The 17614-nt window shown below is 68.4% G+C and carries 19 protein-coding genes; 11 read left to right on the top strand and 8 right to left on the bottom strand.

The window, feature by feature from the left end:
• Positions 1-51: 51 nt before the first annotated feature.
• From ACTVZP_RS04010 to dusB, 3 genes are read right to left on the bottom strand one after another with little or no spacing between them, the layout of a single operon-like run.
• Positions 52-1419, bottom strand: a complete 1368-nt coding sequence (locus ACTVZP_RS04010) for a response regulator (protein WP_443210797.1) — start codon at positions 1417-1419, stop codon at positions 52-54.
• Positions 1419-2525: a two-component system sensor histidine kinase NtrB gene (locus ACTVZP_RS04005; RefSeq protein ID WP_443210796.1), complete on the bottom strand. Its 1107-nt coding sequence runs from the start codon at positions 2523-2525 to the stop codon at positions 1419-1421. Before ACTVZP_RS04005 ends, ACTVZP_RS04010 begins: the two co-directional genes overlap by 1 nt.
• Positions 2522-3502, bottom strand: coding sequence for a tRNA dihydrouridine synthase DusB (gene dusB, locus ACTVZP_RS04000; RefSeq protein ID WP_443210795.1), 981 nt, complete (start codon positions 3500-3502; stop codon positions 2522-2524). Before dusB ends, ACTVZP_RS04005 begins: the two co-directional genes overlap by 4 nt.
• Before the next feature lie 214 nt (positions 3503-3716).
• On the opposite strand from dusB, the gene ispD reads away from it, so the two are divergent.
• From ispD to ACTVZP_RS03980, 4 genes are all read left to right on the top strand, one after another.
• The gene (gene ispD, locus ACTVZP_RS03995) at positions 3717-4394 is read left to right on the top strand and encodes a 2-C-methyl-D-erythritol 4-phosphate cytidylyltransferase (protein WP_443210794.1); all 678 of its coding nucleotides are present in this window, start codon (positions 3717-3719) and stop codon (positions 4392-4394) included.
• Positions 4395-4594: 200 nt separating this feature from the next.
• Entirely contained in the window at positions 4595-5074 is a 480-nt protein-coding gene (gene ispF, locus ACTVZP_RS03990) for a 2-C-methyl-D-erythritol 2,4-cyclodiphosphate synthase (RefSeq protein ID WP_443210793.1), read from the top strand.
• Positions 5071-5568 carry a phosphatidylglycerophosphatase A family protein gene (locus ACTVZP_RS03985; protein WP_443210792.1) on the top strand — a complete coding sequence of 166 codons (498 nt, stop codon included), beginning with the start codon at positions 5071-5073 and terminating at the stop codon, positions 5566-5568. Before ispF ends, ACTVZP_RS03985 begins: the two co-directional genes overlap by 4 nt.
• On the top strand, positions 5565-6032 hold the full coding sequence (locus ACTVZP_RS03980) for a CinA family protein (RefSeq protein WP_443210791.1): 468 nt from the start codon (positions 5565-5567) through the stop codon (positions 6030-6032). Before ACTVZP_RS03985 ends, ACTVZP_RS03980 begins: the two co-directional genes overlap by 4 nt.
• On the opposite strand, the gene ACTVZP_RS03975 is transcribed toward ACTVZP_RS03980, so the two are convergent.
• On the bottom strand, positions 6029-7042 hold the full coding sequence (locus ACTVZP_RS03975) for an acyltransferase family protein (RefSeq protein WP_443210790.1): 1014 nt from the start codon (positions 7040-7042) through the stop codon (positions 6029-6031). The two genes, ACTVZP_RS03980 and ACTVZP_RS03975, sit on opposite strands and share 4 nt — an antisense overlap.
• 167 nt (positions 7043-7209) lie before the next feature.
• Entirely contained in the window at positions 7210-7662 is a 453-nt protein-coding gene (locus tag ACTVZP_RS03970; protein ID WP_443210789.1) for a type II toxin-antitoxin system RatA family toxin, read from the bottom strand.
• Between the two features lie 91 nt (positions 7663-7753).
• On the opposite strand from ACTVZP_RS03970, the gene hpt reads away from it, so the two are divergent.
• The 4 genes from hpt (at position 7754) to ACTVZP_RS03950 (ending at position 10099) form a co-directional block, all read left to right on the top strand.
• Positions 7754-8299 (top strand): hypoxanthine phosphoribosyltransferase, encoded by a 546-nt coding sequence (gene hpt, locus ACTVZP_RS03965; RefSeq protein WP_443210788.1) that lies wholly within the window; start codon positions 7754-7756, stop codon positions 8297-8299.
• Positions 8296-8475, top strand: coding sequence for a hypothetical protein (locus ACTVZP_RS03960; protein WP_443210787.1), 180 nt, complete (start codon positions 8296-8298; stop codon positions 8473-8475). Before hpt ends, ACTVZP_RS03960 begins: the two co-directional genes overlap by 4 nt.
• Positions 8476-8742: 267 nt before the next feature.
• Positions 8743-9204 carry a c-type cytochrome gene (locus ACTVZP_RS03955; protein ID WP_443210786.1) on the top strand — a complete coding sequence of 154 codons (462 nt, stop codon included), beginning with the start codon at positions 8743-8745 and terminating at the stop codon, positions 9202-9204.
• Positions 9205-9208: 4 nt separating this feature from the next.
• Entirely contained in the window at positions 9209-10099 is an 891-nt protein-coding gene (locus tag ACTVZP_RS03950; RefSeq protein WP_443210785.1) for a c-type cytochrome, read from the top strand.
• A 243-nt stretch (positions 10100-10342) separates the two neighbouring features.
• Here ACTVZP_RS03950 and lipA read toward each other — a convergent pair whose 3' ends face one another.
• Positions 10343-11305 carry a lipoyl synthase gene (gene lipA / locus ACTVZP_RS03945; protein WP_443210784.1) on the bottom strand — a complete coding sequence of 321 codons (963 nt, stop codon included), beginning with the start codon at positions 11303-11305 and terminating at the stop codon, positions 10343-10345.
• On the opposite strand from lipA, the gene ACTVZP_RS03940 reads away from it, so the two are divergent.
• Both ACTVZP_RS03940 and ACTVZP_RS03935 read left to right on the top strand, forming a co-directional pair.
• The gene (locus ACTVZP_RS03940) at positions 11243-12175 is read left to right on the top strand and encodes an aquaporin (protein WP_443210783.1); all 933 of its coding nucleotides are present in this window, start codon (positions 11243-11245) and stop codon (positions 12173-12175) included. The genes lipA and ACTVZP_RS03940 overlap by 63 nt on opposite strands.
• A gap of 221 nt (positions 12176-12396) precedes the next feature.
• A complete protein-coding gene (locus ACTVZP_RS03935) occupies positions 12397-12945 on the top strand; it encodes a peroxiredoxin (protein WP_443210782.1) in 549 nt (182 codons plus the stop codon).
• A 52-nt stretch (positions 12946-12997) separates the two neighbouring features.
• On the opposite strand, the gene ACTVZP_RS03930 is transcribed toward ACTVZP_RS03935, so the two are convergent.
• Positions 12998-13924: a hydrogen peroxide-inducible genes activator gene (locus ACTVZP_RS03930; RefSeq protein WP_443210781.1), complete on the bottom strand. Its 927-nt coding sequence runs from the start codon at positions 13922-13924 to the stop codon at positions 12998-13000.
• A 101-nt stretch (positions 13925-14025) separates the two neighbouring features.
• Between ACTVZP_RS03930 and ACTVZP_RS03925 the strand changes: the two genes are divergently transcribed.
• Entirely contained in the window at positions 14026-15492 is a 1467-nt protein-coding gene (locus tag ACTVZP_RS03925) for a catalase (RefSeq protein ID WP_443210780.1), read from the top strand.
• 176 nt (positions 15493-15668) lie between these two features.
• On the opposite strand, the gene ACTVZP_RS03920 is transcribed toward ACTVZP_RS03925, so the two are convergent.
• Positions 15669-17204, bottom strand: a complete 1536-nt coding sequence (locus ACTVZP_RS03920; RefSeq protein WP_443210779.1) for a helicase HerA-like domain-containing protein — start codon at positions 17202-17204, stop codon at positions 15669-15671.
• Positions 17205-17614 lie beyond the last annotated feature (410 nt).

Raw genomic sequence — 17614 nt, 5'->3', positions numbered from 1 at the left:
TTCAGGCGCCGACCGGAGTCATGTCCATGTGCAACGCCGCCTGTTGCCGTTTTACATCAGCTTGCGGCGGCGTGTCACGCGAATATCGAGATCGGTGATCTTCTTGCGCAAGGTATTGCGGTTGATCCCGAGCAGATCGGCACATTTCGCCTGGTTTCCGGCGGTGGCGTCCAGCGCGATCTCGATCAGCGGGGCTTCCACCTCGCGGAGGATGCGCTGGTAGACGCCCGGAGGCGGCAGCGCGCCGCCGTGCAGGTCGAAGTAGCGCCGCAGGTGTCGCGCGACCGAGGACGACAGCTTCTCGCCCTCGCCGCCGCCCTTCAGGGGTTCCATGGCGGGCTGGTTTCCGAGCACGGCCTCGACCTCGGACCGGGTGATCTCGGCTTCGGCCGAGGTGACCATCAGCCGCCGCAGCGTGTTCTCGAGCTGACGGACGTTGCCGGGCCAGCTGTAGGCACGCACCAGTTCGCGCGCATCGTTCGAGAGCCTGCGGGTGGAGCCGAGGTCGCGCTCGCCGCGGGCGAGGAAGTGATCGGCCAGCAGCGGGATGTCGTCCACCCGCTCGCGCAGCGCGGGGACGTGCAGGGTGACGCCGCCAAGCCGGTAGTAGAGATCCTGGCGGAAGGCGCCGGTCTCCAGTCGCGAGGCGAGATCCACCTGACTCGTGGACATGATCCGGGGCGCGTTGTCGCCCATCATGTCGAGCATACGCACGATGCGGGCCTGAGTCTCCTCGTCATAATCGGCCACCTCGTCGAAGACGAGGCTGCCGCCCTTGGCGCGGGCGAGCAGCGTGGCCGGCCCCTCGACGCCCTGCAGGTCGGCCGCCTGCGCCACCACGAAGGGAAGCGTGCGCCGGTCAGAGAAATCATGGATCGCGCGGGCAATCAGCGACTTGCCGGTGCCCGACTCGCCGGTGATCAGCACCGGAAGGTCCGTGTTCATCACCCGCGCGACGAGGCGGTAGAGCGCCTGCATCGCCTGCGTCCGGCCCACGAGCGGCAGGTCGTCGCCACCCTCGCGCGGGGGGGCGGCCTTGTTCACCGGCGCGCGGCGCTTCATGTCGAGCGCGCGGGCCGACCGCTTCATCAGGTCGGGCAGGTCGAAGGGCTTGGGCAGGTAGTCGTAGGCCTCGGCCTCGGCCGCCTGGATGGCCGTCATGATGGTGTTCTGCGCCGAGATCACGATGACCGGTAGTCCCGGGCGCAGCTTCGAGATCCGCGGCAGCGCCTCGAGTCCGTTGCCATCGGGCATGACCACATCCGAGATCACGAGGTCGCCCTTGCCCTCCTCGACCCAGCGCATCAGGGTCATCAGGCTGGAGGTCGCGTGCACCTTGCATCCCGCCCGCGTCAGGGCCTGCGTCAGCACCGTGCGGATCGTGCGATCGTCGTCCGCAACGAGAACAGTGCCGTCCATCACTTCACCTCCATGTCATTGAGCGCCGCTTCCCGGGGCGCCACCGGCAGCGAGACCCGGAACACCGTGCGTCCGGGCGCCGAGTCGACGGAAATCCATCCGCCGTGGTCCGATATGATCTTGCTGACCAGCGCGAGGCCAAGGCCCGTGCCGTTCTCGCGCCCCGAGACGAAGGGCTCGAAGATCTCCTTGGCGATGTCGGGCGCGATGCCCGGACCGTCGTCGATGATCTCGACCTGCAGCGGCAGCGCACCACCCGAGCCGTCGCTGCGCCGCAGGCGGAGCGAGATGTCGTAGAAGGTGCGCAGCCGGATCCGCCCGCCCTGCGGGCCCGCGGCCTCGGAGGCGTTCTTGATCAGGTTCAGGAAGACCTGCATCAGCTGGTCGGGATCGGCATAGGTGGCCGGCAGCGAGGGGTCGTATTCCTCGGTGATCCGCATCTTGGCCGCAAAGCCCACCGCCGCCGACTTGCGCGCCCGATCGAGCGCGTCGTGGATGTTCACCGGCCGCCGCTCGGGCGGGCGCAGGTTGCCGAACTGCTCCACCTGCTCCAGCAGTTTCACGATACGGCGCGTCTCCTCAACGATCAGATCGGCCAGTTCGCGATCCTCCGGCGAGAGGTTCATGGCGATGAGCTGCGCCGCGCCCGAGATGCCGGCCAGCGGGTTCTTGATCTCATGGGCCAGCATCTCGGCCATGCCGATGGCGGATTTCGCCGCCGACTTCGCCGCCGTCGCCCGCCCCAGCCGGTCCGCGATCTCGCGCGGCGAGATCAGCAGCATGACGATCTCGGCATTGTCGTGCAACGGCGCGATCTGGATGTTGCACTGCACCGGCGGACGCTCGCCGGAGGTGACGTCCACGTCGTTGATGAAGATGGGAGACTGGTTCGTCCGCGCCCGCGCCAGTGCCTCCTCGACGGGTGCGTCGATGAGGAGCCGGTCGAAGGCGGGCTGCCCCTTCAGGCTGCGCGACGAGGCGTTGAGGAAGGACTCCGCCGCCGGGTTCGATTCGACGATGCAGCCCTGCGGATTGATGAGCACTGCCGGCACCGGCAGGCTGGCCCAGATCACGCCCGGAACGGGATAGGGCGAACGGAAACTCATGCGGCGACCCTTTCCTGCTCCGCGAAGGCTTCCCTGAGCCTGCGGATGACCTGCGCCGGGTCGGTCCCCGTAACGACGGGGACGCGATGCGCGGCGAGATCCGCGGCCTCGAGGTACCAGTTGAGATGCTTGCGCGCGACGCGCAGGCCGAGATCGCGGCCGTAGAACGACAGGATCTCCTCGTAATGGCCGATGACCAGATCGGCCAGATCCCCCGCTGCGGGCGCCCGTGGCACGGGCCGGCCCGCGAGCGCGGCGCCGATCTGTCCGGGCAGCCACGGCCTGCCCTGCGCGCCGCGGCCGATCATGACCCCCGCGGCCCCCGAGGCCGCAAGGGCGGTCCGGGCCGTTTCGTCCGAGGTGATGTCGCCATTGGCCACCACGGGCACCGACACCGATTGGACGACCGGCCGGATCGCGTGCCAGTCGGCGTGGCCGGTGTAGAACTGGCAGCGGGTGCGGCCGTGGATGGTGATCATCGCCACCCCTGCCCCCTCGGCACGCCGCGCGATCTCGGGTGCGTTCAGCGAGCCATCGTCCCAGCCGAGGCGCATCTTGAGCGTGACGGGCACCGAGACGGCACCCACCACCGCCTCGACGAGCGAAAGCGCCCGGTCAGGTTCGCGCATGAGGGCGGAGCCAGACCAGCCGTTGGTCACGCGCTTCGACGGGCAGCCCATGTTGATGTCGATGATCCGGGCGCCCTGCGCCTCGACCAGACGGGCGGCCTCGGCCATCCAGTGCGGATCGCAGCCTGCGAGCTGGACCGCGGTCCTGCCCTCGCCGGCGCCGATCTCGGCCCGGGCACGCGCCTCGGCGCGGGCGCAGAGCATCTCGCGACTCGCCACCATCTCCGAGACAACGAGGCCTGCGCCGAAGCGCACGGCGAGCCGGCGGAACGGCAGGTCGGTAATTCCCGCCATCGGCGCGAGGAGCACCGGCGGATCCACCGGAAGCTGAGCGATGCGAAGAGCCAAAGTGCCTATTCCTTGTGCGTCAGCCCTCAGTTACGGCCAGCCGGTCCGGAAGACAATTCGGCTTGTCACAACTTTGCCGGAAAATCGTGCTTTGCATGAATTTTAGGCGGCCGTGCTCAAACCGCTGACGCTCCGTAGCCGGGCCGCGACAGGAGGGTCGATTGTCTCTCGCCGCGCCATCGCCTAGAGCTTCGGGCAAAGGAATGACGAGGCCATGACGACAGCCGCAATCATCGTTGCCGCAGGGCGCGGCACAAGGGCGGGAGGAGACCTTCCGAAGCAGTGGCAGCCGCTCGCGGGGCAACCCGTCGTCGCCCATGCGCTTGCAGCCTTCCGCCGCGCCCCCGGTGTCGCGAGGACGCTTCTGGTGATCCATCCCGACGACCGGGATCGCGCAGAGGCGCTCGAGGGTGCCTCCGATGGCAGTCTGCAGCTTGTGGAGGGCGGAGCCACTCGGGATGCGTCGGTGCGCAATGCGCTCGAAGCCCTGACGGCTGCGGGCGTCGAACGGGTGCTGATCCATGACGGCGCGCGACCGCTGGTGTCGGCCGACCTCATCGCGCGGATGATCGCGGCCCTCGACGCCGTGCCGGGCGCGGCGCCTGCCGTCCCGGTCAGCGACGCCCTCTGGCGCGGGGAAGCCGGCCGGGTCGTCGGCACGCAGGACCGTGCCGGTCTCTTTCGCGCCCAGACCCCGCAGGCCTTCCGCTTCCAGGCCATCCTTGCCGCCCACCGGGCGCATCCCGGAGGAGCCGCCGACGATGTGGAAGTTGCGCGTGCGGCGGGACTGGAGGTGGCGATCGTCGAGGGAGACGAGGACAATCTCAAGGTGACCTACCCGGGCGATTTCGCGCGGGCGGAACGCCTGCTCGGGCTGAGGGCCGGACACTGACCCGGCCGCCGGCGCATGCCACCCGGCCGGCTGCCGACCGTCGCGGCGGCAGCGCCGCACGCGCGCCGGCCCCTGATGCCGCCGGTCCCGGGGCCGGCCGCGATGCCGCCCGGACAGGGCGCAGCCGACACCGCCGGCCCTCGGACCGGCCCCGACCCGGCCGGCCGTTCGGTCGGTCATTGAAGAACGAGGAGAGTTGAATGGATATCCGCACCGGTAACGGCTTCGACGTGCATGCCTTTGGCCCCGGCGACCATGTGTGGCTCTGCGGCGTGCGCGTGCCGCATCACCGCGGCCTGATCGGCCATTCGGATGCCGATGTGGGAATGCATGCGCTGACCGACGCGATCTACGGCGCACTGGCCGAAGGTGACATCGGGGTCCACTTCCCGCCCTCCGATCCGCAGTGGAAGGGCGCAGCCTCGCGCATCTTCCTCGAGCATGCCATGGGCAGGATCGCGGCCCGCGGGTTCACACTCGCCAACTGCGACGTCACGCTGATCTGCGAGCGGCCGAAGATCGGTCCCGTCGCCCCTGCCATGCGCGAGGCGCTGGCCGGGATCATGGGTGTCGATGCCGGACGCGTCTCGGTCAAGGCCACGACCTCCGAGAAGCTGGGCTTCACCGGTCGCGAAGAGGGCATTGCCTGCATCGCGACGGTGACGCTCCTGCAGGCATGAGGCTTTCGCGCGCCATCTGCACCGTCGGAGGCATCGGCCTCCTGCGTCCCGCGCCGGGCACCTGGGGTTCGGCCGCGGCGGTCGGCGCGGGCCTCCTCCTCCATGGCCTCGGCAGCTTTCCCCTGCTCCTGGTGGCCACGGCGGCGGCCTGCGCGATCGGCCTCTGGGCCGTGCGGGAGGAGCTGAAGCTACGCCCGCACGCCGACCCGCCGGAGTTCGTGATCGACGAGGTGGCGGGGCAGTGGATCGCGCTGCTCTTCCCGTCCTTCGGCTTCTGGCTCATGGGGCTGGAGACCTGGAACTTCCCCTATCCGGGCTGGGTCGCAGCCTTCCTGTTCTTCCGGCTCTTCGACATCTGGAAGCCGGGCCCGATCGGACGGGCGGACCGGCGCGAGGACTGGGTCGGGCTCATGGCCGACGACCTGCTCGCGGGGGTCTTCGCCGGCGTGGCCACCATGATCGCCGCGGCCGTCGCGCATGGGGTGCTGATGTGACCCCGGCCGCGCTTCTCGAAAGGGCCCGCGCCGCGGGCGCCCGCATCGCCACCGCCGAGAGTTGCACCGGAGGCATGATCTCGGCGGCCCTCACCGATGTGGCAGGCTCCTCCGACGTCTTCGACCGCGGCTTCGTCACCTACTCCAATTCCGCCAAGACCGCCATGCTCGGCGTTTCGGACGACACCCTCCGCCGCTTCGGAGCGGTTTCCGAGGAAGTGGCGCGCGAGATGGCCGAGGGGGCCCTGCTGCGGTCCGAGGCGACGCTTGCCGTCGCGGTGACCGGAATAGCGGGACCGGGGGGCTCCGACTTCAAGCCGGAGGGGCGCGTGTGTTTCGGTCTCGCGCGGCGGGATGGCCGGCCGACGCTGGTGGAGACCGTCGAGTTCGGCGCCCTCGGCCGCGCGGAAGTGCGCCGCGCGAGCGTCTCGCATGCGCTGAACCTGCTCGCGGCCGCGATCTAGGCCAGGGCGCCCGACGGGGCATGTGCCACGCCGGGGGGCTTGGCCGTGACCCTCGGGTGCAGCAGGCGCAGCAGCGGCCGTTCGACCAGTTCGTAGAGCGCCAGGGCCGCGAGGGTTCCTCCGACCAGCATCGCGAGCGGCAGCCAGGGGTCGGGCAGGCCCAGCCGGCCTGCCAGTCCGACCGCAACCACCCCGGCCACCACATGCCAGAGGTAGAGCGAGTAGGAGGCGTCGCCGAGCCAGGTCAACGCGCGGAGCGGACGGTGCGGCCGCGCGCGCTCTGCGAATACGGCGCCCGCGAGGACGGCAGCCGCCGGCAGACCCCAGCGGAGCCAGCGCGGAAGGTCGTCGGCGACGACCTGACTTGCCACGAGTCCGGCCACGCCCGCAGCAAGGATGACGAGGCAGAGAGCGAACGGAATGCGCAGGCCGCTGCTCCAGAGGGCGGCGATCAGCACTCCGATGCCGAATTCTGCTAGGAGCGGCTCGGTCAGCGCCCGGGGAAGACCCTCGGGAAGCCAGGGATGCACAAGCATCAGGGACAGCAGGACCGCGAGCACCATGCGAAGCCGCTGCCAGACGGGCAGCACAAGCGTTGCGGCGAAGATCAGGTAGAAGAGGATCTCGTAACTGAGGGTCCACCCCTGCAGGACGATCGGCGAGAGGCCCGCCCCGGTCACCGGCGGCAGGAAGAAGAGCGACCCGACAAGCGTCTGCAGGGTGACGTCCTGCCCCGGGAAGAACTGAGGTTTGAGGATGACGGCCGCCGCGGTGACGGCGGTCACGATCCAGTAGAGGGGCACGATCCGGGTGAACCGCCGCCACGCGAAGCGCCACGGGCTCATCGGGCGGTCGAGCATCGTGGCCCACATGACGAAGCCGCTGATGACGAAGAAAAGATCCACCCCGGCCGCGCCGACGGCGAAGGGCAATTGCGCCATCTCGCTTGTGTGGAAGAGAACGACGGAGGATGCCGCCAGCCCGCGCAGGTACTGAATGCTCAAAATCATCGACGTAACCGCCCCTACACCTAAGGTGGAAGGTAATAACCAACATGATTAATCTCACGATGATCATCATCTTCCCCTGCGGCATCGTCAATCGCGATGCCGTTGCGCAGGGCGTGCGGGGCGTGATCGCCGCCTTGGACCGTGAAACTGCCTGAAAAACAGGCGGATCAGCGAGCGCCGTAGAGGGCCTGCGCTCGCTTCTCGAAGGCGCGCACGATGCGGTGCATGGCCTCGTTGAAGACCACGCCGATGATTCCCTGAAGGATCGCGTTGCGGAACTCGAAGTCGACGAAGAAATCGACCTCGCAGCCGCCCTCGGGCCGGTCGCGGAAGTTCCAGGACGAGCGCATGTACTTGAACGGGCCGTCGAGATACTCGGTCTCGATCCGCTTCGCCTCGGGGAAGAGCTTCACGCGGCTGCCGAAGCGCTCGCGGAAGACCTTGAAGGAGATCACGAGATCGGCCTCCATCAGCTCGCCCCCCTGGATGGGCTTCCTCGAGCGGATGCGCGCGGCCGAGTTCCACGGAAGGAACTGCGGATAGCGCTCCACATCCGCGACGAGGTCATACATCTCCTGGGCGCTCCAGGGGAGCGGGCGGCTCTCGGAGTGGGTCGGCATCGCGGCGTTCGGTCCTTGGGCAGCGGCCCCGGTCGGGCGTGACTTGGGCGTCGTTTCTGGATAAACGGGCGGCAGGATGCAAGAGGGCGCCATGCCGACGAGACCTTATGTCATAGACCAGCTGATCTCTCCCAAGCAGATCGCGGCACGGGTCGAGGAACTGGCGCGGCAGATCACCGAACATTTTGCCGACACCGAGAAACTCGTGGTCGTGGGGCTGCTGCGCGGATCCTTCGTGTTCATTGCCGATCTCGTGCGCGAGATCCACCTTCCCGTCGAGGTCGATTTTCTCGAGGCCTCCTCCTACGGCGACGCCATGACCTCGAGCCGCGAGGTGCGGATCCTCAAGGACCTGCGGGGCGAGATCGCCGGCCGCGATGTGCTCGTGGTCGAGGACATCGTCGACACGGGCTTTACCCTCAGCCATGTCGTGCGGTTCCTGCGCTCGCGCGAGCCGAAGCGGCTCGAGGTCTGCGCGCTGCTCGACAAGCCCTCGCGGCGCGAGGTGGACATCCGCGCGACCTGGACGGGCTTCGAGATCCCGGACGAATTCGTCGTGGGCTACGGCATCGACTTCGCGCAGCGCAATCGTAACCTGCCCTTCATCGGCAAGGTGCGGTTCCTGGAGGGCGCATGAACCCGCTCTGGCTTCTGCGGATGACGCGCTGGGTCCGGCGGCCGCCGTCGCTGCAGAGGGTGCTGCTCATGCTGGCCGTCGTGGGCGCCTCGCTCGCGCTCGCCGCGGTGGAGCGGACGGTGGGCTGGCCCGAGGCGCTGACGGTGGATGGCTTCGGCCCCGCCGGCCGACCCTGACGCCGGGGCTGGCAGAGGTCTCTGCCGGAGCGGAGGCCCGCGCTGCAGCCGATCGTGCGCAACCACGTGCCTTGGCGATCCGGCCCTGCTCGTCGTGGCGGGAATGGCACAGCGGTGCAGCAGCGAAGCCACGCCGCGCCGGACCCGGATGCGCGCCGGACCGCCGCCGGGTCCGACATCACGAAAACGTTGAACATTTTCCGTGTCTCTGTCGTGGCTGCCGGGCTAGCCTCTAGATCCTCAGCACCCAGCCAGGAGACCGTTCCGATGCGATCGATTCCCGTTCTCGCCCTGACCTTCTCCCTTGCCGCCCTTCCCGCCCTCGCCCAGGATGCCCGACAGATCGAGCGGATGATCGAGGGGCGGCACGGCCTCATGACGCTGATGGCCTACGAACTCGGCAAGCTTGGCGGGATGGCCAAGGAAGAAGCGCCCTATGATGCGGAAGTGGCGGGAGACGCCGCCTCGAACCTCTCGGCGCTGGCTTCCGTGCTGTCGCCCGAACTCTTTCCCGAAGGCTCCGGCGTGGACGAGGCCGAGGACAGCGAGGCGCTGCCGGCGATCTGGGAGAAGCCGGACGACTTCGCGATGAAGATCACCCAGCTCGAGGAAGCCACCGCGCAGATGCAGGCTGCGGCCGGCACCGACCTGGCGGGACTGCAGGGGGCGATGCGCGATCTGGGCTCTGCCTGCGGCAGCTGCCACGAGACCTATCGCCAGAAGGACTGACCCCTTGCGGCGCTTCCTGTCGGCCGGCCTCGCGTTCGTCCTGATCGCGGGGGCTGGAGGGCTCTGGCTCACGCGCCCGGTCAAGAGCGATCCGGTCAGTTTCGCCGGCCTCACCGGCGACGCGAGCCGTGGCGAGCGGATCTTCTGGGCCGGAGGCTGTGCCTCCTGCCATGCGACGCCGGAGGCCACCGGCGAGGCGCGTCTGGTCCTGTGCGGCGGCGAAAGGCTCTCGACCGATTTCGGCACCTTCGTGGTGCCGAACATCTCGCCGGATCCGGATCACGGCATCGGCGGCTGGTCGGTCGCGGATCTCGATTCAGCCCTGCGGCACGGCACGTCCCCCGAGGGGCAGCACTATTACCCGTCCTTCCCCTACACCTCCTACGCTCATGCCGAGCCGCAGGACGTGGCCGACCTCAAGGCCTTCCTCGACATGCTGCCGCCGTCGGACCGTGAGGATGAGCCGCACGAGCTGTCGTTTCCCTATGACCAGCGGATCATCCTGGGCGGGTGGAAGCTGCTGGCGGGCGGGCCATCCTGGATCGTCGAGGGCGATCTCTCGCCCGAGGAGGAACGCGGGCGCTATCTGGTGGAGGGGCTCGGCCATTGCGGCGAATGCCACACGCCGCGCAATGCGCTCGGGCTGCGCGACACCGGACGGTGGCTGGCCGGAGGCCCCAATCCCGAGGGCCGCGGCACGATCCCGAACATCACGCCCGCCAAACTCGACTGGTCCGAGGGCGACATCGCGGAATACCTCAGCTCCGGTTTCACCCCTGACTACGATTCAGCCGGCGGGCAGATGGCGGATGTGGTCCGCAACACCGGCCAACTGACCGACGAGGACCGGCAGGCGATCGCGGCCTATCTCAAGAAGGTGCCGCCGGTGGAGTGAGCGACCCGGAGGCTCGGAGAGCCGTGCGGCCAGAGGGTCCGCCTGTTCGGCTGACCCGCCGGGTCGTCATGGCGCTTGCTCTGCCCAGTCGTGCGGATGCAGGGCGCCCGCGCTGCACCTTAGCGCGAGCACAGGGAGGCGAGCACATATCTGCGCCGAAACAGACGTGTCCGCCCTGAGTATCCGCTGAACTCCGACGCCAGACGGGTGCGTTGACGCCGGCAGGGGCCGGGACGGCAGGCCTCAGGCGCCAAGACGCTCCAGTCGCGCGGTGCGGAGCCGGGCGAAGTCATCGCCCGCGTGATAGGACGAGCGGGTGAGCGGCGTTGCCGAGACCATCAGGAAGCCCTTGCCATAGGCCGCCTTCTCGTAGCCCGCGAATTCCTCGGGCGTGACGAAGCGGTCCACCCGGTGATGCTTCGGCGTCGGCTGGAGATACTGGCCGATGGTCAGGAAATCGACATCGGCCGAGCGCATGTCGTCCATCACCTGCAGCACGCCCTGCCGATCCTCGCCCAGTCCGACCATGATCCCCGACTTGGTGAAGATCGTGGGATCCAGCTCCTTCGCCCGCTGCAGGAGCCGCAGCGAATGGAAGTAGCGCGCACCGGGCCGCACCTCGGGATAGAGGCCGGGCACGGTCTCAAGATTGTGGTTGAACACGTCGGGCCGGGCCGCGATGACGGTCTCGAGCGCCTCGGGGCCGCACTTCAGGAAGTCCGGCACCAGCACCTCGATGGTCGTGCCCTGTGCCCGGTGACGGATCGCGCGGATCGTCTGGGCGAAATGCTCGGCGCCGCCGTCCTCGAGATCGTCGCGGTCCACGCTCGTCACCACCACATGCTTCAGCCCGAGCTGGCTCACCGCATGGGCGACGCGCCCCGGTTCGAAAGCGTCGAGGTCCTGCGGCCGGCCCGTCGCCACGTTGCAGAACGAGCAGCCGCGGGTGCAGATCTCGCCCATGATCATCATGGTGGCGTGGCCCTGGCTCCAGCATTCGCCCACGTTCGGGCAGCCCGCCTCCTCGCAGACGGTGGCGAGCTTCTGGCCGCGGATGATGTCCCGCGTCTCCTTGTAGCCTTCAGAGGTCGGGGCCTTCACCCGGATCCAGGACGGCTTCCTGGGCTGCGCATTGTCCGGGCGGTGCGCCTTCTCGGGGTGGCGCTGGTCGGGGATTTTCAGGTCGCGCACAAGTTTTCCGATCATGAAAGCGACATTCCATGCTCATATAGGCCGTCGCGACAGCCGAAGCCAGCCCGCACTGCGACGGCTCCCGGCTCCGCGGCCCCATTCCAGGGCGAAGTCCCGCAATTGCCTTTTCATTCAGAGACTCGGAGATGTCCCATGACCAAGAAGCTCCTGGCTGAGATGCTCGGCACCTTCATTCTCGTCTTCTTCGGCTGCGGCGCAGCCGTCCTTATGGGAGAGCAGATCGGCATGCTGGGCATCGCCCTCGCCTTCGGCCTCTCCATCGTGGCTGCCGCCTATTCGCTTGGCGCGATTTCCGGCGCCCACCTGAACCCCGCGGTCTCGCTGGGCTTCCTGATGGCCGGCCGGATGCCCGTGGCCGAGTTCGGCGGCTATGTCCTGGCCCAGGTGGCCGGGGCGGTGATCGGCTCGCTCGCCGTCTTCCTGATCGCCTCGGGCAAGGCCGACTACTCGCTGGCGACAAACGGCCTCGGCCAGAACGGCTTCGGCGCCGGCTATCTCGGCGAGTATTCGATGGGGGCTGCCCTCATCTTCGAACTGCTCGCGACCTTCATCTTCGTCTGCGTGATCCTCGCGGCGACGGCCTCGCATGTCTCGCCGGCCTCGACGGCGCTGGCGGGACTGGCCATCGGCCTGACGCTGACGGGCATCCACCTTGTCGGCATCAACGTGACGGGTGTCTCGGTCAACCCTGCCCGCTCCGTCGGCCCGGCGGTCTTCGTCGGGGGCAAGGCGCTGGCCGATCTCTGGGTCTTCATCGTGGCGCCCCTCGCGGGCGGCGCGGCGGCAGGCCTCGCCCATGCATCGGGCTTCTTCCGGCCCGGCGGCGTGCAGCCCGCCCCCGCCACTGGCGCCCCGGTGGTCTGAGCGCCCAGTCCTTCGCCGTTCGGTCTGGAGGCTTGCAGGAGGGACCGGCGGTCGGGAGATGGTGCAAAGGGCTGCGAGTGAGGCAGGAAACGCCCATCCCTTGGGCAAAGGCGCAGCAGCATCCCGCTGCTGCGCCGCAGCGACTTGAACCTCGCGGGCGCAGCGTTTAGGCGGAAGGCACCGTTCCCACAACCGCCAGTCGCAAAACGAGGATCATTCCAATGTTGCCCGGTTCCAGCCTCCCGACCGTTACCTTCCGCACCCGCGTCCGCGACGAGAGCATCGGCGGACCGAACCCGTATCGCTGGCAGGACATGACCACGGCCGATTATTTCGGCGGCAAGCGCTGCGTGCTCTTTGCGCTGCCGGGCGCCTTCACCCCCACCTGCTCGACCTATCAGCTTCCGGGCTTCGAGAAGGGCTTCGCCGATTTCCAGGCGCACGGGATCGACGCGATCTACTGCCTGTCGGTCAATGACAGCTTCGTCATGAACCAGTGGGCAAAGGCACAGGGGCTCGAGAACGTGCAGGTCATCCCCGACGGCTCCGGAGAATTCACGCGGCGCGTGGGGATGCTGGTGCGCAAGGACAACCTCGGCTTCGGGCTCCGCTCGTGGCGCTATGCGGCGATCGTGAACGACGGCGTGGTCGAGGCCTGGTTCGAGGAGCCGGGCCTCTGCGACAACCACAGCGAGGATCCCTATGGCGTCTCCTCGCCCGACAACGTGCTGGGCTGGCTCGCCGCCGCAGCGCAGGGCGCGGCCGCCTGATCCCCTGGCCCTGCCGCACCGGAGCAATGCGGCAGGGCCGGCTTTCCTCGCCTCAGCCCGGAACGGCTGTCCGTGCCAAGGCGGTCAGCGCATGTCCTGCCTTCGCAAGCATCCCGGCCAGATCCTCGAACCAGTCCGAGGCGGAACTCGCCGCCCGCCGCGCCAGCACGATCTGCCGCGCGGGCTCTGGTGCTGCGAAGCGGCGGACGGCAAGGCCCGGTGCCGCGGCCTGCTCCTGCCGCCAGGCGATTTCGGGCAGGAAGGTCATCCCCAGCCCCTGCCCCGCCAGCCCGCAGAGCGTGGTGAGAGACGACGCCCCGAGGTCGAGCCGCGCCTGCCGCCGGTTCATCCCGCAGACCTCGAGCGCCTGATCGGCGAGGCAGTGGCCCTCGTCGAGAAGGAGCAGCCTGTCAGGGTCGAGGCCCACGGGCCGCAGCGCCTCTGTCCCCACCGCCGACAACATCGACTCGCGCCCCGCCAGCAGGAAGCGGTCGGCAAAGAGCGGCACAAGCTTCAGCCCCGCAACGCCCTGCGGTGCCGCGATCACCGCCGCATCGATCTGGCCGCGGTCGAGCGCCGAGAGAAGGACGTCCGTGGTGGCCTCGCGCACCCGCAGGTCCCGCGAGATGTCGCGCGCCCGCAGCATCGGCAGCACCTCGGGCAGCAGGTAGGGCGCAACTGTCGGGATCACGCCGAGATTGACCCGCTGCGCCAGACCGCGCTGCCGCGCCGCCGCCTCTAGTTCCGTCACCTCGGCGAGGATGCGTCGCGCCCGCCGCTCCACCTCGCGTCCCTCTGCCGTAAGCCGCACCTCGCGCGGATGTCGTTCGAAGAGGGCCGCGTCGAGCGTCTCCTCCATCTCGCGGATCTGCATGGACAGCGCGGGCTGCGTGACATGAACCCTCTCGGCCGCACGCCCGAAATGCCGCTCTTCGGCGAGGGCGAGGAAGTAGGACAACTGCCGAAGGGTGAGTCTCATAAGCAAACCTTATCGCATTACACAGAAGATCCGATTTATATTTATTCCAGATCTCGGGCATATGTCACGCAGCACCGATACCAACCGAGGGAGCGACCACCATGACCCGCCTGACCACGACGGCCGGCGCGCCGATCGCCGACAACCAGAATTCGCTGACCGCCGGCCCCCGTGGCCCGGTTCTGCTCGAGGATTATCAGCTGATCGAGAAGCTTGCGCACCAGAACCGCGAGCGGATCCCGGAGCGTGTGGTCCACGCCAAGGGCTGGGGCGCCTTCGGCACGTTCACGGTGACGAACGACATCACGGCCTACAGCTGCGCCAAGGTCTTCTCGCAGGTGGGCAAGCAGACCGATCTCGCGGTGCGGTTTTCGACCGTGGCGGGCGAACTGGGCGCGGCCGACCACGAGCGGGACGTGCGGGGCTTCTCGGTCAAGATGTATACCGAGGAGGGCAACTGGGACCTCGCCGGCAACAACACCCCGGTCTTCTTCGTGCGCGACCCGATGAAGTTCCCCGACTTCATCCACACGCAGAAGCGCCATCCGCGCACCAACCTGCGCTCGGCCACCGCCATGTGGGACTTCTGGTCGCTGAGCCCCGAGTCGCTCCATCAGGTGACGATCCTGATGTCCGACCGTGGGCTGCCGGTCGATCCGATGCACATGAACGGTTACGGCTCGCACACCTATTCGCTCTGGAACGCTGAGGGCGAGCGCTTCTGGGTCAAGTTCCACTGGAAGACCCTGCAGGGCCACGCGCATTACACCAATGCCGAGGCCGCCGAGATCGTCGGCCGCACCCGCGAGGGCTATCAGGAGGCGCTCTTCGGTGCCATCGAGGAGGGTCGCTTCCCGAAATGGCGCCTCATGGTGCAGGTGATGCCCGAGGCCGAGGCCGAGACCACGCCCTACAACCCGTTCGACCTGACGAAGGTCTGGCCGCATTCGGACTATCCGCTGATCGAGGTCGGCGTGATGGAGCTGAACCGCAATGCGGACAACTACTTCGCCCAGATCGAGCAGCTGGCCTTCTCGCCGTCGAACAAGGTGCCGGGCATCGGCTACAGTCCCGACAAGATGTTGCAGGCCCGCGTCTTCTCCTATGCCGACGCGCACCGCTACCGCCTCGGGACGCATTACGAGGCGCTTCCGGTGAACGCGCCGCGCTGCCCGGTGCATCACTACCACAAGGACGGCCAGATGAACTTCTTCGGCCACCGTACCGGGGCGGTCGATGCCTATTACGAGCCGAACTCGGTGCCGGGGGCCGCGGTGCAGGATGGTACCGTGGCCGAGCCGCCGCTGCGCATCTCGGGCGATGCCGCGCGCTACGACCATCGCGAGGGGAACGACGACTACAGTCAGCCTCGCGCCCTGCATGACAAGGTGATGACCGACGAACAGCGCGCGCGGCTCTATCGCAACATCGCCGAGGCGATGGCGGGCATCCCCGAAGAGATCGCCAACCGGGCGCTGGCCCAGTTCGACCGCGTGAGCCCCGCCTACGGGGACGGCATCCGCGCGGCGCGGGCGGAACTGGCCGGAGCCCGTCAGGCGGCCGAGTAAGCTTCGCCTCTCCGGGCGGCCCGCGGGCCGCCCGACCTTCGCGGGTTTGATTTCCTGCTCCCGCATCTTCGGACGCATCTGACCGTCGCGGCCGAAAAGTCTGCCATGCGCCTCCGTTAATCATCGGCCGCGCAACCATCGCGGCTCGCAGATGGTCCGGTTTGCCCGGCCGTCTTCTACCGGCCGCGGAAGAGCGTCCCCAGCACGCCACGCACGATCTCTCGGCCCGCCCGCGTTCCGATCTGGCGCGCGAAGCTCTTGGCAAAGGCTTCGGCCACGCTGTCGCTCTGCCGGCTGCGCGTCCGCGTCGGAGGCTCTTCGCGAGAGGGCTCGCGCGACTTCGGCCCCCCATAGCGGCGGCCGGACGCATATTCCCGCTCCTCGGGGATGGTCTCCGGCTCTGGCTGGGTCGCTGCCGCCGCTCGGGCGGCGAGCCGCTCGAAGGCGCTGTCCCGGTCGATCGCGCGGTCGTATTTCCCCGCCAGCGGCGAGGCCGCCACGATGGCCTGCCGCTCTTCGGGCGCGAGCGTTCCGAGGCGCGAGAACGGCGGACGGATCAAAGTGCGCTCCACCATCCCCGGCACGCCCTTCGGCTCGAGGAACGAGGTGACGGCCTCGCCAGTGCCCACCTCGCGGATCGCCTCCTCGGTCGAGAAGCGCGGGTTCGTCCGGTAGGTTTCGGCCGCCTGCCGAAGGTCCTTCTGGTCCTTCGCGGTGAAGGCGCGCAGCGCATGCTGCACCCGGTTGCCGAGCTGCGCGAGGATATCCTCGGGCACGTCGCCCGGCCGCTGGGTAACGAAGAAGATGCCCACCCCCTTCGACCGGATCAGCCGGGCGACCTGCTCGATCTTGTCCACCAGCGCCTTCGGCGCATCGTCGAACAGCAGGTGCGCCTCGTCGAAGAACAGGACGAGCTTCGGCTTCTCGGGATCGCCCACCTCGGGCAGGTCCTCGAACAGCTCGGACATGAGCCAGAGCAGGAAGGTCGCGTAGAGGCGCGGCGACTGCATCAGCCGGTCGGCCGCAAGGATCGAGATCCGCCCCGTCCCGTCGGGCTCGACGCGCATGAGATCGGCAAGGTCGAGGGCCGGCTCGCCGAAGAGCTGCTCCCCGCCCTCGGTCTCGAGCACGAGCAGCCGCCGCTGGATCGCCCCCGCCGAGGCCGGCGTCACCAGCCCGTAGCGTGCCGAGACGTCGGCCGCATTCCGGGCCACGAAGGCCAGCATCGCCTGCAGGTCCTTGAGGTCGAGGAGCGGCAGCCCCTCTTCGTCCGCGAGACGGAAGGCGACGTTCAGCACGCCCTCCTGCGCCTCGGACAGCTCCAGCAGCCGCGAAATGAGAAGCGGCCCCATCTCGGCCACCGTGGTGCGCACGGGATGGCCCTGCGCGCCATAGAGATCCCAGAAGGTGACGGGGAAGCCGCGGTAGACCAGATCGAGGCCAATGGTCGCCGCGCGCTCGCTGAAGGCCGCATGCAGCTTGGCCCCGGCCGAGCCCGCCACCGCGAGACCGGCGAGGTCGCCCTTCACGTCGGACAGGAATACGGGAACGCCCGCCGCGGACAGGCCCTCGGCCAGGACCTGCAGGGTCACGGTCTTGCCCGTGCCGGTGGCGCCCGCGACGAGGCCGTGGCGGTTACCGTATTTCAGGAGCAGGCTCTGGGGCTTCGCGTGACCTTCTCCGCCGCCGCCAACGAAGATGCTGTCCGCCATGGAAATCCCCGCGCAAGATCCGTTCGGCAAGACAATACATCCTTAAACTATTCCTGCGAGTCTCCTTCTCGCCGGGGGCACCCATCGGCTTCCGATGTTCCTTCCTCCCTGAACTGGACTGGCCGCGCCTTCTCGAAGGCGCGGTTTTTCCTGACTTTTCGGCAGTTGTCCCAAGGCCGATTCGCTGTTGACGACCCTTCGATTAGACCTTAGCGTCCCGAACAGATGAAGTCGGCCAGTCCGACAGGGAGCAAAATTGACGCAGGGAAGGGCCGGACTGCCGGCCCTTTTCGCTTTTGCTCGTCACGCAGCCGATCTTCATGCCCGCCCCTGACCGGCGCGCGACCCGAGGCTCCGTCCCATGTGCGGCGTGCCGCCTCCTGCGACGCCTCGCGCAATTGGCACCTGAC

This window comes from Rhodobacter sp. NSM, from assembly GCF_052244495.1.
GTDB lineage: Bacteria > Pseudomonadota > Alphaproteobacteria > Rhodobacterales > Rhodobacteraceae > Cereibacter_A.
This window is presented reverse-complemented; position numbering and strand designations above follow the sequence as displayed.